General features: G+C 37.0%; 12 protein-coding genes. 8 read left to right on the plus strand and 4 right to left on the minus strand.

The genetic code is table 11. The features are described 5' to 3' along the window. Positions 1-107: 107 nt before the first annotated feature. From C8J95_RS14560 to C8J95_RS14580, 5 genes are all read left to right on the plus strand, one after another. The gene (locus tag C8J95_RS14560; protein ID WP_107809485.1) at positions 108-2,930 is read left to right on the plus strand and encodes a SusC/RagA family TonB-linked outer membrane protein; all 2,823 of its coding nucleotides are present in this window, start codon (positions 108-110) and stop codon (positions 2,928-2,930) included. A gap of 9 nt (positions 2,931-2,939) precedes the next feature. Next, positions 2,940-4,361 (plus strand): RagB/SusD family nutrient uptake outer membrane protein, encoded by a 1,422-nt coding sequence (locus C8J95_RS14565; protein ID WP_045183559.1) that lies wholly within the window; start codon positions 2,940-2,942, stop codon positions 4,359-4,361. Next, positions 4,361-5,746 carry a glucoamylase family protein gene (locus tag C8J95_RS14570; RefSeq protein ID WP_107809486.1) on the plus strand — a complete coding sequence of 462 codons (1,386 nt, stop codon included), beginning with the start codon at positions 4,361-4,363 and terminating at the stop codon, positions 5,744-5,746. The genes C8J95_RS14565 and C8J95_RS14570 overlap by 1 nt, the downstream gene beginning before the upstream one ends. Before the next feature lie 73 nt (positions 5,747-5,819). Then, positions 5,820-8,144 carry a beta-glucosidase BglX gene (bglX, locus tag C8J95_RS14575; protein WP_107809487.1) on the plus strand — a complete coding sequence of 775 codons (2,325 nt, stop codon included), beginning with the start codon at positions 5,820-5,822 and terminating at the stop codon, positions 8,142-8,144. Between the two features lie 43 nt (positions 8,145-8,187). Next, on the plus strand, positions 8,188-8,985 hold the full coding sequence (locus C8J95_RS14580) for an alpha/beta hydrolase-fold protein (RefSeq protein ID WP_107809488.1): 798 nt from the start codon (positions 8,188-8,190) through the stop codon (positions 8,983-8,985). A 74-nt stretch (positions 8,986-9,059) separates the two neighbouring features. Here the strand turns inward: C8J95_RS14580 and C8J95_RS14585 are convergent, their stop codons facing one another. From C8J95_RS14585 to C8J95_RS14600, 4 genes are all read right to left on the minus strand, one after another. Then, on the minus strand, positions 9,060-10,253 hold the full coding sequence (locus C8J95_RS14585) for an efflux RND transporter periplasmic adaptor subunit (protein WP_107809489.1): 1,194 nt from the start codon (positions 10,251-10,253) through the stop codon (positions 9,060-9,062). 34 nt (positions 10,254-10,287) lie between these two features. Next, positions 10,288-11,478, minus strand: coding sequence for an ABC transporter permease (locus tag C8J95_RS14590; protein WP_107809490.1), 1,191 nt, complete (start codon positions 11,476-11,478; stop codon positions 10,288-10,290). Between the two features lie 93 nt (positions 11,479-11,571). Next, entirely contained in the window at positions 11,572-12,801 is a 1,230-nt protein-coding gene (locus C8J95_RS14595) for an ABC transporter permease (RefSeq protein ID WP_107809491.1), read from the minus strand. 109 nt (positions 12,802-12,910) lie between these two features. Beyond that, positions 12,911-13,603 (minus strand): ABC transporter ATP-binding protein, encoded by a 693-nt coding sequence (locus C8J95_RS14600; protein ID WP_107809492.1) that lies wholly within the window; start codon positions 13,601-13,603, stop codon positions 12,911-12,913. A gap of 353 nt (positions 13,604-13,956) precedes the next feature. On the opposite strand from C8J95_RS14600, the gene C8J95_RS14605 reads away from it, so the two are divergent. From C8J95_RS14605 to C8J95_RS14615, 3 genes are read left to right on the plus strand one after another with little or no spacing between them, the layout of a single operon-like run. Further along, positions 13,957-14,931 carry a ribonucleotide-diphosphate reductase subunit beta gene (locus C8J95_RS14605; protein ID WP_034866536.1) on the plus strand — a complete coding sequence of 325 codons (975 nt, stop codon included), beginning with the start codon at positions 13,957-13,959 and terminating at the stop codon, positions 14,929-14,931. Positions 14,932-14,946: 15 nt separating this feature from the next. Beyond that, complete coding sequence (locus tag C8J95_RS14610) at positions 14,947-15,234, plus strand: hypothetical protein (protein WP_107809493.1); 288 nt, start codon at positions 14,947-14,949, stop codon at positions 15,232-15,234. A 55-nt stretch (positions 15,235-15,289) separates the two neighbouring features. Continuing rightward, on the plus strand, positions 15,290-16,945 hold the full coding sequence (locus C8J95_RS14615; RefSeq protein WP_107809572.1) for a ribonucleoside-diphosphate reductase subunit alpha: 1,656 nt from the start codon (positions 15,290-15,292) through the stop codon (positions 16,943-16,945). The last annotated feature ends 266 nt before the right edge of the window (positions 16,946-17,211 follow it).

Genomic DNA, 17,211 nt, shown 5'->3' on the forward strand with positions numbered 1-17,211 from the left:
ATAAAATGTTAAAAAAAGTTGTTGTAATGTTAAGAGAAATTAATATATATTTGATATAGTCTTTTTTGGAGACAATTGAATGTAAGTTAAAGTAAAGAAGTATTAGTATGAACAAAAAAGTGTTACAGGTTTCGTGCCTTGTAGCGGCATTTTATTTTAGTGCCGACGTACATGCTCAAACCAAAAAAAGTGATACTGTAACCAAGGAAAAGACTATCGAAGAGGTAGTTATGATTGGTTATGGTAGTCAGAAGAAAGAAAATGTTACCGGAAGTATTGGTGTAATTAGTGCCAAAGATCTTGCGGATAAACCTAACCCCAATCCAATTAGTTCCATTCAGGGAAAAGTTGCCGGGGTTCAGATTCAGAATTCTGGAGCTCCCGGAGGATCACCCAGAGTAGATATTCGGGGAATTAGTTCCCTTTCCGGAAAGACAGTATTTATTGTTGACGGAATGATTACGGACGATATCTCTTTCCTTAATCCACAGGATGTAGAATCAATGAGTATCCTGAAAGATCCATCCAGTTTAGCGATTTTTGGTGCCAGAGCTAGTAATGGTGCGGTTATTATCAAAACAAAATCGGGAAAAAATAAAACGGTATTCAATTTTAGCTCTTATATAGGCGTTAAAACGGTAACGAATGTTCCTAAAATGACTAATTCTGATCAGTATGTAGAGCTTTATAATGAAAAGCTAAGAAATGAAGGCGTTACTGATCCTACCAAATTTATTTCAAGAGCAAATTATCCTGCCAACACTAATTGGTTTGATGAAGTGCTGAAAACCGGATTTATTACTTCGAATGATTTCTCAGCATCTGGAACTTTGGCTAAAAAACTGAATTACTTTGCGAGTATTGGCTATCTGGATGATGGGGGAACACTTGCCGCAGGGAGAGGAGTTAATTCTGGAAATAACTTCCAAAGACTAAATACAAGAGCTAATCTTACCTATAAAATTAATAATAATATTTCCGTTGGAAATAACTTTACATGGTCGCATATAAATACTAATATTGCGAGTAATCCTTTGTTAGCCGCATATGGAGCACCACCCGTATATTACCCTGTAAATCCATCTACAGGTAATTACGATCCTTTTTCTTTAATTTCATTAGCTAATCCTAGAGCAACACTAGATTTACTCAGATCAAAAGAAAAGCAGGATCGTATTTTAAATAATATTTGGGCAGAGGTTAAGTTCTTAAAAGATTTTAGTTTTAAAGTAAGTTATACTATAGATCATACAAATTCATATAAGTATGAGTATAATGCAATTAATAACTATAATCCTAATCAAACTCCAACAAGATCCAACTTAATTACAAGAGATACAAGAACAGAGGGCTATGTGTGGGATAATATTTTGTCATGGAAAAAGAACTTTAACCAACATCATTTAGAAGTCTTGGGAGGTTTCTCGCGTACCCAAAATTATTATCATGGTGTTTATAGTAAGGTATTTGATATACCTTATACTGGCCATGACAGAGATCTTGTTCTTTCTAATGGAGTAGATCTAGTAACCTTTACATCCAATAAAGATGTAGATATGGTACCATATAAAAACCGTATCGAATCTTTATTTGGAAGATTAAACTACGATTATGCGGGTAAATATTTAGTAAATGCTTCTATCCGTAGAGATGGTGCTACAGGTTTCTCCTCTAATAACAGATTTAAAACTTTCCCTGCTGTTAGTGTTGGATGGGTAATTAGCAAAGAAGGCTTTATGAGTAATCAGAACCTTTTCAATCTTTTGAAGTTAAGAGCCAGTTGGGGTAAATTGGGTAACCCTGATGTTCGAAGAGATTATGATAAGTTAACAACCATCATTAACTCCGGAGCTTACTTCGGAGGTATAGGGAATCCTGCTGAAACTGTAACTAGGATTGTTGATCCTAATATTGACTGGGAAACAACAACAGGTCGTGATGTTGGGGTAGAAATGGCATTGTTAAATAATAAATTAAAAATTGAAGCAACATATTTTGATAAGGATTCCAAAAATGTAGTATATGCTATCAATCAACCCTCAATTTCAGGCGCAAGTAACTGGAATGATTTTGTAACCAATGCTTACTCATTCAACAACAGAGGTTTTGAAGCTTCTGTAAATTATGATACTAAAATCAGTGAAAATATCAGATTAGGTGTTTATGCAAATATTACAACCATTAAAAATAAAATAACAAGTGTTTATTTAGATTCTTTTAATGAGCCGGGAGCACACTTATTTGGCAGTACTATTATAAGATTGCAAGCCGGGCAGCCGGTAGGATCTTACTATGGGTATCAGGTTGCAGGAGTTTTCCAGAATCAATCTGATATCAATGGGGCTCCACAGCAGACAAATGCTGCAGTCGGAGGATTCAGGTTTGCAGACTTAGATGGAAACGGTGTTATTGATGCCAGAGATAAAACGTTCTTAGGAAGTCCGATTCCAAAATATACTTATGGTTTTGGGTTTAATCTTAGCGTATATGATTTCGATTTCTCAATGGATTTCCAGGGGGTTCAGGGTAATAAGATTTATAATTACAACAGAGAACAGCGTTACGGAAACGAAAACTGGGATTTAGATTTCTACAAAAACAGATGGCAGGGGGCAGGAACTTCCAATTCTTATCCAATGACAACAAATAATCAGGCAATTATATTGCCAAGTAGTTTCTATGTTGAAGATGGAAGTTTCTTCAGAATCAGAAATATTCAATTAGGTTATACACTGCCTAAAGAGTTTACAAAGCAGCTATCTGTTCAGAAACTAAGATTGTATTTCAGTGCACAAAACCCGTGGACAAGCTTCAAATACAATGGATTCTCTCCGGAGATTATGAACAGTGACAGAGTACAGATGGGTATTGATAATAATATCTATCCGATTTCGGCGATTTATACTTTTGGTATGAACCTAACCTTTTAATTAAAGATCATGAAAAAAATATTTTTGTCAATAGCGGTTGTTTCGTTTCTCGCAGGATGTAAGAACGACAGCTTTTTAGATATACCAGTTGAAGGTCAGACTGAAGAATCTGCCTTCTTCAAGACACAGGATGACGCATTGAAGGCAACCAATGCTATCTATAGCTTTTTAAGAGGTTGGGAAAACTCAGCATTTCCTTATCAGTTCATATTTGGTGTGCCGGCAGATGATGTAATCAAAGGTTCTAATCCCGGAGATGCTTCATTTATTAATGCATACGACCAATTTACCTATACAGCTAGTGATGGTGGTGTAGAAGGATACTGGACAGGACAATGGCAGGCTGTTTCACGTTCTAATCAGGTTATTACAAGGGTACCTGAAATTAATATGGATGCTACCATGAAAGGCAGATTGATTGCTGAAGCTAAATTCCTTAGAGCTTATTTCTATTTTAACTTGGTGAGAATTTATGGTGGAGTTCCTATTTTCGATGGCCTTCAGGAGAATTATAATAAACCAAGAAATACTCAGGATGAGGTGTATAATTTTATTATATCGGATCTTTTAAGTGCTTCACAGGCACTCCCTGATAAATATGGTGCTTCTGATTTAGGAAGAGCGACAAAAGGAGCAGCTTTAGGTTTATTATCAAAAGTTTATTTGTATAAAAAAGACTGGCAGAAAGCTTATGATACTTCAAATCAGGTAATGGCAATGGGATATTCTCTAGATCCTGATTTTAATCACTTGTTCCGTGTAAAAGGAGAATTTGGACCAGAATCAGTATTCGAAGTTGATTGCTCATGTAGTGCACAATATGGAGGGAGTCAGTATGCAGAAGTACAAGGTGTAAGAAATCAGTTCGGATGGGGGTTCTTTACTCCATCACAGGCTTTAGAAGATGCCTTTGAGCCAGGAGATATCAGAAAACAATTTACAATACTTAGAGAAGGGCAGACAACTCCGGAAGGAGATCTGATTAAGAAAGGAGATCCGCTTTCTGTAGATACATACAGCTATAAAGCTTATGTTCCTAAAGCAGATCAAAATGCAACATGCGGTCAGGGATCTGTACAGAATATCAGAGTATTACGATTTGCTGAAATTCTTCTGATCAATGCTGAAGCTGCAAATGAATTAGGGAATACAGGTGCAGCCCAGGCTTCTCTGAATAAAGTGAGAAACAGAGCAAAATTAGGAGATACAACGGCTTCATCTCAGGCAGGATTAAGGACTGCAATTTGGCATGAGCGCAGAGTTGAACTAGCAATGGAAGGAGACCGTTTTGTAGATCTTGTGAGAACAGGTCAGGCGGCAACTGTTTTAGCTTCTTATGGATTTAAAGCAGGTAAAAATGAATTGTTTCCAATACCGTTTAATGCGATCACACAAAGTCAGAATGTTCTGACTCAAAACCCAGGTTACTAATGATGTTTAAAAACATATTAATATTCACTTTGGCTATTGCAGGGATTACCTGCAGTAGCCAAAGTCCTGTTAATAAGAAACCAGATGCTAAAAAGCTAACGGATGATCAGTTACTGGATAAAGTTCAGCGACAGACTTTCCGGTATTTCTGGGATTTTGCCGAGCCACATTCAGGCATGGCAAGGGAGCGTTACCATCCTGATGGTAATTATCCGGATCGTGATGCAAATATTGTTACTACCGGAGGTTCTGGATTTGGACTAATGTCTATTATTTCTGCAACAAACAGAGGTTATATTAAGAGAAAAGAAGCTGTAGAACGTCTAAATAAAATAGCAGGTTTTCTGACAAAAGCAGACCGATTTCATGGGGCCTGGTCTCATTGGATAGATGGTGAAACAGGAAAAGTAAAACCATTCGGAACTAAAGATAACGGTGGAGACCTTGTAGAGACTTCGTTTTTGGCACAGGGCTTTCTTGTTGTACGAGAGTATTTTAAAAATGGTACAGCTGAAGAAAAAGCTTTGGCTGGTAAGTATGATAGATTGTGGAAAGGTATAGAATGGAATTGGTACACAAAGGGTGGTGAAGATGCTCTTTACTGGCACTGGTCCCCAAGTTATGCATGGGATATGAACTTCAAATTGGAAGGTTATAATGAATGTTTAATTACTTATGTAATGGCCGCTTCATCTCCTACCCATACCATAAGTAAAGAGGTATATGATAAGGGCTGGGCACGTAGTGGTAAAATTATTTCCGATAATGTAGCTTATAATTTTCCATTGGTATTGAAGCATAATGGTGCCGAAAAAATGGGAGGACCACTATTCTGGGCTCATTATTCCTACCTTGGTTTGGATCCGAACGGATTAAAAGATCAGTATGCGGACTATCAGAAACTGAATTACGATCATTCTATGATCAATTATTCCTATGCTGTAGAAAACCCTAAGGCATATAAGGCTTATGGGAAGAATTTCTGGGGATTAACAGCATCTTATTCCAGAAATGAGGACGGAAGTACAGGTTATAATGCGCATATGCCGGGAAATGATGTGGGTGTTGTTTCTCCTACTGCAGCTATTAGTTCCATTGTATATACACCCAAAGAGTCTATAGCTTTCATACGTAACCTGTATGAAAACTATCCTGATTCCTGGGGATTAGCGGGGTTCTATGATGCACTAAGTCCTCAGTACAACTGGACTGCCAAATGGTATCTGGCGATAGATCAGGGACCGGAAGTTGTGATGTTGGAGAACTATCGTTCCGGATTAATCTGGAAGCTTTTTATGAACGCTCCGGAGATTCAACAGGGTTTGAAAAAATTAGGATTTACTACTTCAAAATACCCTTTGAAAGGAAGAAAAGCAGTAAAATAAAAATTTGTAAATTGGTCTGAGTTTTTAATGTTCTATTTTGAGACAATAGAACATAATGAAAAAATAAAGTAATATGAAGAAATTAACGATTATAGCCGGGTTCATTTTAGCACCGTTGTTTCCTGCACAACAGCTAGTTCATCAGCCGGTGCAGAGCTTTCAGACAACAGCTTATAATGCTAAAAAGAAAGCTTTTATTGATCAGCTGGTTGCGAAAATGACACTGGATGAGAAAATCGGTCAGCTTAACCTGCCGTCATCCGGTGATTTTACAACAGGACAGGCTCAAAGTTCAGATATAGGTAAAAAAATTGAACAAGGACTAGTAGGAGGTTTATTCAACATAAAAGGGGTTGGCAAAATAAGAGATGTACAGAAAGTAGCTGTAGAAAAAAGCCGTCTAAAAATTCCAATGATTTTCGGAATGGACGTTATTCATGGTTACGAAACTACATTCCCGATTCCGTTAGGACTTTCTGCTTCATGGGATATGGATCTTATCCAAAGATCTGCACAGATTGCAGCACAGGAAGCTTCTGCAGATGGTATTAACTGGACATTCTCACCAATGGTAGATGTTTCCAGAGAGCCAAGGTGGGGAAGGGTTTCTGAAGGATCGGGAGAAGACCCGTACCTTGGAAGTCAGATTGCAAAAGCCATGGTTTATGGCTATCAGGGAAAAGACTTGTCTCTTAAAAATACGATACTGGCATGTGTAAAACATTTTGCACTGTATGGAGCGCCGGAAGGAGGACGTGACTACAATACAGTTGACATGAGCCATATAAGAATGTTCAACGAGTATTTTCCGCCATATAAAGCTGCTGTAGATGCCGGAGTAGGTTCTGTAATGGCTTCGTTTAATGAAGTAGATGGTATCCCGGCTACAGGTAATAAGTGGTTGATGGATGATGTGCTGCGCAAGCAATGGGGCTTTAATGGCTTTATTGTAACGGATTACACCGGAATCAATGAAATGATTCAGCATGGAATGGGAGATCTGCAACAGGTATCGGCTTTAGCAATGAATGCAGGTATTGATATGGATATGGTAGGTGAAGGTTTCTTAACGACACTTAAAAAATCTATGAATGAAGGAAAGGTAACTGAGCAGCAAATTACTACTGCAGCCAGAAGAATTCTGGAGGCTAAGTATGATCTGGGACTTTTTGATGATCCTTATCGATATACCGATGAAAAGAGAGCTAAGACTGAAGTTTTCAATAAAGCCAATCGTGAAGAAGCCAGAAATATAGCAGCTCAATCCATGGTTTTGCTTAAAAACGATAAGCAAATTCTGCCTCTGAAAGCGTCTGGAACAGTTGCCGTTATTGGACCTTTAGCCAATAATAATGAGAACATGACCGGAACCTGGAGTGTAGCTTCCCGTACAAAAGATGCTGTTTCTATAATGACAGGTCTTAAAGAAACTGTAAAAGGTGTCAATTTCATTTATGCAAAAGGAAGTAACGTTTTCTATGATGCTAAAATGGAAGAGAAAGCGACGATGTTTGGTAAAGTATCCAACAGAGATAGCCGATCTAAAGAAGCACTGTTGAAAGAAGCTATTGAAACCGCTAAAAAAGCAGATGTTGTAGTATTGGCTATTGGTGAAACCGCTGAACTAAGTGGAGAATCGAGTTCCAGAGCGAATATAGAGATTCCTCAGGCTCAGAAAGATTTATTGGCAGAGCTTAAAAAGACAGGAAAACCAATTGTGATGGTGCTCTTTACAGGACGTCCGTTGGTGTTAAATGATGAGAATAAGCAGGCTGATGCTATTGTTAATGCTTGGTTTGCAGGAAGCGAGGCTGGTTATGCAATTGCAGATATATTGTATGGAAAAGTAAATCCATCAGGAAAATTACCAATGACATTCCCAAGGAGTGTAGGACAAGTGCCAATCTATTACAATGCTAAAAATACAGGTCGTCCACTAAGCGATGACAAATCGGATAAATGTGAATTCGAGAAATTCAGATCTAACTATATAGATGAATGTAATACACCGCTTTTCCCATTTGGTTATGGCTTGAGTTATACTTCATTTGGATATTCCGATGTACAGCTGAGTAAAACGCAGCTAAGTGGTAACGATCAGTTAACAGCAAGTATAACATTAACAAATAATGGTAAATACGACGGAAATGAAGTGGTGCAACTATATATTCGTGATATGGTAGGCTCGGTGACACGTCCGGTAAAAGAGCTGAAAGGTTTCCAAAAAGTGTTTTTAAAGGCTGGTGAATTTAAAAAAGTAAGCTTTACGATTACACCAGAAGATCTGAAATTTTATAACTCGGAACTGAAGTATGATTGGGAGGCTGGAGAATTCGATATTATGATAGGAACAAATTCTCATGATGTGAAACATGCGAAAATAAACTGGAATAAATAATAAAAAAAGCAGCTGAAAAGCTGCTTTTTTATATTTTTGAGATATGATAAAAAAGATAGGTTTCGTTTTAGCATTAATATGGGTAAATTTTCTTTTTGCTCAGGATTTTTCATTGTTCAAGAAATTCAGATTTTCACAAGGAGAGCAGACTTTGCCTTATAGAGTATTATTACCTGAAAACTTCGATCCAGGGAAAAAATATCCGTTGGTTATTTTTTTACATGGGAGAGGAGAAAGTGGGAATGATAATGAGAAGCAGTTGACCCATGGGGCAAAGTTATTTCTGAATGATAATAATCGGAAAAATTTCCCGGCAATTGTAGTTTTTCCACAATGTCCTGAGGATTCTTTTTGGAGCAATGTACAAATCGTATCCGATGATGTTGGAAAAAGAACATTTTATTTCACCAATAATGATGCTCCAACAAATGCGATGTCATTATTATCCGGCCTTTTTGAAAACCTGCAAAAGCAGTATAATATAAAGCAGGATCAAATTTATATTATGGGGCTTAGTATGGGTGGTATGGGGACTTTTGAACTGGTGAACCGCAAGCCCGGAGTATTTGCTGGGGCTATCGCAATATGTGGTGGGGCAGAGCCATCCACAGCTTCTAATCTGAAAGCTACAAACTGGTGGGTTTTTCATGGTGGAAAAGATGATATAGTGCCTTCAGAATTTTCAGATACTATGGTAAAAGCAATGAAATCGAACGGAGTAAAGGTAAAGTATACTTTATATCCCGAAGCAAATCATAACAGCTGGGATTCGGCATTTGCAGAGCCCGATTTATTAAAATGGCTATTTAGTCAGAAGATACAAAGAACGATAACTAAGTAATTATCTGATTATATAATTCAGAAGCGCCGCAGACAAAGTCTGCGGCGCTTCTTTTAACAATATCTAATTTAAACTTATTTAGCGTTTTTCTGCTTTAATTCTTCCTTATCCTTTTCAGAAGGATTCCATACTTTGATTTCAGAATCTTTAGTGATACCAGAAAGAACCTGTACGTTGATACCATCACTAGCACCAAGAGTTATATATATTTTTTTAAACTTACCGTCTTTTTGTTTTACCTCTACGAAAGCTTTGTCTTTGTTATTTTGTTTTTCATACTGGATAAGTGATTCATCCAAAAGAAGAGCATTTTTCTGACTATTCATAATGATCTCACCATTGGCAGAGAACCCTGCACGGATATACTCGTTATTAGGGTTGAATACATCTGCTTCCAGAGGGAACTTAATACTTCCTGTTTCATCTTTTCCTTTAGGAGCAATTAATGTTAGCTTTCCAGGGAAAGTTTTATTTTGCAGAGCTCCAATGATGATGTTCATATCCATTCCTTCTTTTAATCTTCCGGCCTGTGCTTCATCGATGGTACCTTTAAAAATAAGAGAATTAAGGTCAGCGACAGTACAAATCGTTGTTCCGGCGTTGAAATTATTTGCTTCAATAACCTGGCTTCCTTCTTTTACAGGAATTTCCAGAATAGTACCATTAAGCTTGGAACGAACCTGAGTTGTTGCCAGGCTTTGTAATTCTGGTGTAGATCCGGTTCTGGCAATCTGAAGGCGTTTTTCGGCAGTTCTTAACTGTTGTTCTGCAATCGATACAGATTGTGCTGCTCCTTTATATTGTTGTTCAGCGTTGTAATATTCTTGTTTAGAAATTACACCTTGTGCAAAAAGCCTTTTTTGCATATCGTACTGTTTTTGCTGGTTGTTTAAAGTAATTTTAGCATTACCAATCTGCAATTCAGCATCCTTTATAGACTGTTGTGCAGCATTCATTTCAGAAATACTAGGTACAACATTAATTGTGGCGATTAATTGTCCTGCTGTTACTTTATCTCCTTGTTTTACGTGGATAGATTTTATAATCCCAGGAATATTTGGTTTTATCTCAACCTCTCTGCGCGGCACAATTGTACCCGTTGCAAGCACTTTATCCTCCAGTGTTTGTATTGTAGGTTTGCGCGTTAAGAAGGCTTCTTCCTTTGCAGAATTGGACGAGATCATATAACTGATACCTTTAAAAAGAACCAGCAATAGGATAATTCCTAAGATGATATAAATGATTTTTTTGAAGTTGAGCTTTTTCATTGTGGTAGGTTATAAATTATATATTGTTTTTTATTTATTCTGTTCTTAATGCTTCAATAGGTTTTATTCTTACTGCTCTTTGTGCCGGAATGAGTCCAATAATCAGTCCTAGAAATACCATCACAAACATGGCAGAGAATACATTGGAATAATTAACACTCGGATTATAAAACGGGAATGAATCATTGTTTTCCGTGATGGCATTAATTCCCATAAGTAGGAATATACCCAGGAAGAAACCAATAAGACCCGAGCTAAGGGTAATAACGACACTCTCCAATAGGATCTGGTTACGAACTTCCGAAGGTTTGGCCCCCAATGCCCGGCGAATACCAATCTCTTTTGTACGTTCTTTCACCGTAATCAGAAGGATATTGGAAATAGCAATAACCCCCGCGATAATAGTAAGTGTTCCTACAATAATGGTAAGAAACTGCATTCCAGTAAGAAAGCCTGTTAGCTTCTTGAATTCTTTCCCCAGATTAAAGCTTCCATAGGCATTTTCATCTTCAGGAGAGACATGGTATTTTTCTTTTAATACTCTTTTTGCATTATCTTCTATCTGAGCAAGATCTGCATTGTCTTTTCCTACAACAGCAAACATTTCGGCAACATCTCCATTATTAAACATCTTGTTGTATGTTGTAAAAGGAATAAACACCATATCATTGCTTTCCATTCTCGGACCATTTGTAGCCACTTTAAAAACTCCAATAACCGTAAAATATATTCCTTTTATTGTTACTGTTTTACCAACTGGATTTTCTCTTTTTTTAGCATCGAAAAAAGATTCATATACCTCATTTCCGATAACTACAACATTCTTGTTGCCGGATATATCGGCATCGTTGATATATCGCCCGAATGTTAGCTTCTTTTTACTGATGGCATCTCCGATAGGATAATCCCCGGTGATTCCGTAATTGCCTTTTTTTCCGTTGCGTACTAATGGTTCGGGTTTTCCAAAACGTGCTCCACGACTGTTTTGTGGTGAAATGTACTTAATGCCCGGAACTTTATTTTTCAACATTTCTATGTCGTTGGTATGCAGCTTCATTAATTTTCCTTTTGGAAATCCCCCATAGGGAATAGAAGTGCTTTGTGCCCACATAAAAATGGAATTGGTAGCAAAGCCATTAAAAGCCTTATTAAATCCGTTTTCTACACCCTTAGCGGCTCCCAGAAGACTTACATACAGGAACATACCCCATCCAACACCAATCATGGTAAGGAAAGTCCTGAGTTTGTTATTGCGCAGGGAGTAATAAATCTCCTGCCATGTATCTAAACTAAATAATAATTTCACTTTGTCAGGGTTTTATTCTGTTCGTAATGCTTCAATTGGTTTTATCTTGGAGGCACGGTAAGCCGGAACAAATCCCGCAATAGCACCTGCAATTACAAGGCATAAGAAGGCGAAAATTACCATTCCTGTGCCTACTTTTGGCTCTTTTATAAAGTATGGTTCCAGGCTATTTCCTAACATATTAAGTGTTAATAGACCGAATAATACACCAACAAGCCCGGAAATTACTGTGATCACCACACTTTCCTGTAATATAAGAGCCACAATACTGTTTGGTCTGGCACCAATAGCCTTCCTTACACCTATTTCCTTTGTTCGCTCTTTGATAATGTACACCATAATATTACTAATCCCGATGATTCCCGCGATTAGTGTTCCGCCACCAATAACCCCTACAATAACAGTTAGAACAAGCATAAACTGTAAGGTATCTTTCATGTTTTCAGCATTATTCCTTACAATAATACCATTGTCATCCGCTGGGTCTATACGGTGCTTACTTTTCATGTCTTTTTTTATGTCATTTCCCAGATCAATAGCTTGTTGGGTAGACATCTTTTTGTCGTAGGTAACGAAAATAGTGTTCAGCGTATCCGAACTTTTTTTCATCATCTGTAAAGTACTTACCGGAACAGTAATCATACGTTCGTCCCAGTCGCCACCGTTATCAGAGAATACTCCGACTACAGTAAAGCTAGTACCGTTAATATTGATTCTTTTACCTATAGGACTTCCATTTTTGATGAGGTCTTTCTGAACTAATCGACCAATTACAGCAACATTTTGCTGATGTGTTACGTCCGATGCATTAATATACCTGCCATCTGTAACAAGTCTGTTTTCTATTTTTATTTCGTCGTTATTGGTACCGGAAATCTGATAATTGCCACTTTCTTTTCCGTATTTTACCATCATATTGGCACTATAGCGTGGGGCAGCAGATTCAATCTGAGTTTTATTTTTATCGGTAATTTCTTTATAATCGCTGTTCCGCATGATAATTTTACGATTGGACTGCATCCCTGCATAAGGTTTGGATGTCTGTGTGCTGAATATCGTAATAAGGTTTGCAGCATCTCCGTTAAATTCATTTTGAAATGAATTTTGTAATCCGTTACCAATACCAAAAAGAACAATAAAAATAAAGAGTCCTAAAGCGACAGTTACTCCCGACAAAATCGTCCGGAGTATATTACTTCGGATAGAACTGAATATTTCGTGCCAGCGGTCTATATCGAACATATTTTGTTATATTTTGTATGTTAATAGTGAATAAAGCTTATTAGTTGGAAGTGAGGGACAATCATCTTATTGTCAGATTCACTTATCCACATTTATATTTATATATTCATTATTCTAACACTAATTGTCTAATAAATTCGTCACTTTCAATAACGCCATCTTTCAGGACAACATTACGTTTGGTCTGTGCGGCAACATCAGGTTCATGGGTTACAACTACAATTGTTTTTCCTTCGTTATTAATCTCCTGCAGTAGCTTCATAATATCGTATGTTGTTTTGGAATCCAATGCACCTGTAGGTTCATCCGCCAGAATTACTTTTGGATTAGTAATAAGGGCTCTTGCAATAGCTACCCTCTGTTTTTGTCCTCCGGAAAGTTCGCTGGGTAGGTGATCTGCCCACTGAGCAAGACCTACTTTCTCCAGATATTCCAGTGCTTTTTTATTTCTTTCCTTTCTGGAAACATTTTGATAATAGAGAGGCAGTGCTACGTTTTCCAATGCTGTTTTATAAGAGATCAGGTTGAATGACTGAAAAATAAAACCTAAGAATTTACTTCTGTAGTCTGCTGCTTTTACCTCGTTAAGATTTTTAATGGGAACTCCTGCCAATTCATAAACTCCTGAATCAGCCTCATCTAATATTCCTATAATATTAAGTAAAGTAGATTTTCCTGAGCCGGATGACCCCATAATAGATACAAACTCACCCTCTTTAATATTCAGGTTGATCCCTTTCAGAACATGAAGTTTGCTTTTTCCGGTGTCATAAGATTTTTCAAGATTCTCAATTGTAATCATTTCACGAGTTTTACTAATTGGTAGTATAGAAAGCCAGATTGTTACACGAAAAATATTTTTGCGAATAATTTTAAATTGTTTAACCGATAAGTGCTTTAACTCAGGCAAAAAAAAATAAGTGTTTAATATATAGTACGTAATTAGCCATTTTCTAACAATGTCCATGTCTTAAGTAGCGTAAACATAGGTACTTAGGTATAAATGTGGATAACTTTTTTACGAGAAATAAGGCTTTCACGGGGATGACGGCTTTTTCCACTTTTTATTGTAACGACCTTTTGATAAATTTGTAATCTAACTTTACAGTTAAGGAAAAGTTTTTGGTTGAACTCAGTTAAAATACACAAATCATTATGGGAATTTTCGATAAACGAATCAGTTACAAGCCTTTTGAGTACCCAGAGGTCTTACAATTTATAGAAGCGATTAACAAATCATTTTGGGTACATTCCGAGGTAGATTTTACAGCAGACGTGCAGGATTTCCACTCACAATTGGAGCCTCATGAGAAACATGCGGTAAAAAATGCATTGTTGGCAATTGCGCAAATTGAAGTATCGGTAAAGACTTTTTGGGGGAATTTATATAACCACTTGCCGAAGCCTGAACTAAATGGTTTAGGAGCTACTTTTGCAGAGTGTGAATTCCGTCATTCAGAAGCTTATTCACGTTTATTGGAGGTATTAGGCTATAATGATGAGTTTATGAACGTAGTGGAAATCCCTGCGGTAAAGAAAAGAATCGATTTCCTGTCTAATGTACTGAAGCATGCAAATTCTGCAACACCTAAAGAATATGTTTCTTCTCTATTGTTGTTTAGTATTTTAATTGAAAACGTTTCATTATTCTCTCAGTTTGCCATTATTCTTTCGTTTACGAGATTTAAAGGTTACATGAAAAATGTATCCAACATTATTGCATGGACATCTGTGGATGAGCAAATACATGCTAATGCCGGGATCTATTTAATTAACAAAATCAGAGAAGAGCAACCTGAGCTACTTACAGATTCTGATATCGAAGATATTTATACATTAGTAGACCAGTCTGTAGAACTGGAAGCTGAGATCCTTGACTGGATATTCGAACTCGGTGAGCTAAGTAACTTCTCTAAAGAAGATTTGCTAAACTTTATGAAATACCGTGTAGATGACAGCTTGAAAAAGATCAACATGGCAACACGTTACAATGTTTCTCCGGAGCAGTATCGTCCAATGATGTGGTTTGAAGAAGAAGTTTTTGCTAACTCTATGGATGACTTCTTTGCGAAGAGACCGGTGGATTATACTAAACACGATAAGAGTATCACCGCAAACGATTTGTTTTAATTAATTCGAGAAGCTATGATTAATGTGTTGGTTAGCTATATGGTAAAGCCTGAATATGTTGAAGAAAATAAAACCAACATTAAAAAGTTTCTGGAGGATTTTAAACAACTTGATCAGTCTAAATTTGAATACAAGGTTTATTTAAAGGAAGACGGAATAACATTTTTACATTATTCCAATTATGAAAACGAAGAAATGCAGTGCGAAGTGCTGAATGTTCCTTCCTTTAAAGCGTTTCAAAGGCTGAGAGATGAGAGCGGATTAAACGGCTCACTTCAGGTTAATTTTTTACAATCAATATAACAAAAACAGAATTTCGGCAGGGTTGCGATTAACCGGAATTCGTAAAAATAAAAATATTATGGAAGAACAAAACATATGGTGGCTGAATGAAGAGTCCGAGCAAATGCTGAACAGAGGTTATTTGCTAAAAGGGGAAACTGTAAAAGGTGCCATCGAAAGAATTACAACTGCTGCGGCAAAAAGACTGTATAAGCCAGAATTGCAACCGGCTTTTGAAGAAATGATTACAAAAGGCTGGATAAGCTTTTCTTCTCCGGTATGGGCTAATATGGGAACGCAGAGAGGTTTGCCTATTTCTTGTTTTAATGTTCATATTCCTGACAGCATAGAAGGTATCACTCACAAAATGGGAGAGGTTATTATGCAGACGAAGATTGGCGGAGGTACTTCAGGATATTTTGGAGAACTTCGTCACCGTGGTACTGCCGTAACTGATAATGGAAAGTCTTCCGGGGCTGTTTCTTTTATGAAGCTTTTCGATACTGCCATGGATGTAGTCTCTCAGGGAGGAGTTCGTCGTGGCGCTTTCGCTGCATATCTGGATATTGACCATGGTGATATTGAAGAGTTCCTTTCTATTAAAGATATAGGAAGCCCAATTCAGAACTTGTTTACCGGTGTTTGTGTGCCAGATTACTGGATGCAGGATATGATTGATGGTGATATTGAAAAGCGTAAAATCTGGGCGAGAGTATTGGAGAGCCGCCAACAGAAAGGATTACCATATATTTTCTTCAGCGATAACGTAAACAGAAACAAACCTCAGGTATATAAAGATCTGGGATTAACGGTAAATGCGAGTAACCTTTGCTCTGAAATTATGCTGCCTTCCTCTATGGAAGAGTCATTTATCTGTTGTTTGTCTTCTATGAATCTTGAGCTATATGATGAATGGAAAGATACAGATGCTGTAAAACTTGCGATTTACTTCCTGGACGCTGTTTTATCTGAGTTTATTGATAAAACTGAAGGTAACTACTATCTACAGGGTGCAAGAAATTTTGCAATGCGTCACAGAGCTTTAGGTTTAGGCGTATTAGGGTACCACTCTTACCTGCAAAAGAATATGATTCCATTCGAAAGCTTTGAGGCTACTCAGTTCAATGCAAGAGCATTTAGACATATTAAAGAGCAAGCAGAACAAGCTTCGAGAGAGCTGGCGAATATTTATGGTGAGCCTGAATTACTAAAAGGTTATGGTGTAAGAAATACAACCACTATGGCTATTGCTCCGACAACTTCCAGTTCAGCAATTTTAGGCCAAACATCTCCGGGAATTGAGCCATTTGCTTCTAACTATTATAAAGCAGGTCTTGCAAAAGGTAACTTTATGCGTAAGAACAAATATTTGGCAAAGTTACTGGAAGAAAAAGGTATTGATAATGAAGAAACATGGAGAACAATTATGCTAAACCATGGTTCTGTTCAGCATCTTACAGAACTTACAGAAGACGAAAAAGCAGTATTTAAGACCTTTAAGGAAATTTCTCCAATGGAGATTATCTCTCAGGCTGCACAAAGACAGCAATATATTGATCAGGCGCAGTCACTTAATTTGCAAATACCATCTACAATGCCTGTAAAGGATGTTAATTATCTTTATATAGAGGCATGGAAGAAAGGTGTGAAAACATTATACTACCAGAGAAGCTCTTCAGTTTCTAAAGAATTAATGGTAAACTTTGTTTCTTGTTCTTCATGTGAAGCGTAAATAAGCGTTTAGTTTAATTATACTATATAAAGCACGGAAATTATTTCTGTGCTTTTTTATTTGATGCAGAAGCAGATTTGTGAATTTTCTGGTTTTATCCTTTTAAAATGACTTATAAAACTATGATTTGGTATAATGAATTATATCATGTCCAATATTGAAAAACTGCATACTTGTGTTTAAAATGCTTGTTGGTAAGGTGTTGCTTTATTTTTATTTTAAAAAGTTATTTTTATTAATTATTTGTATTTTTTAATTATTGTGTT

The organism is Elizabethkingia sp. YR214, assembly GCF_003058195.1.
Taxonomy (GTDB): Bacteria; Bacteroidota; Bacteroidia; order Flavobacteriales; family Weeksellaceae; genus Elizabethkingia.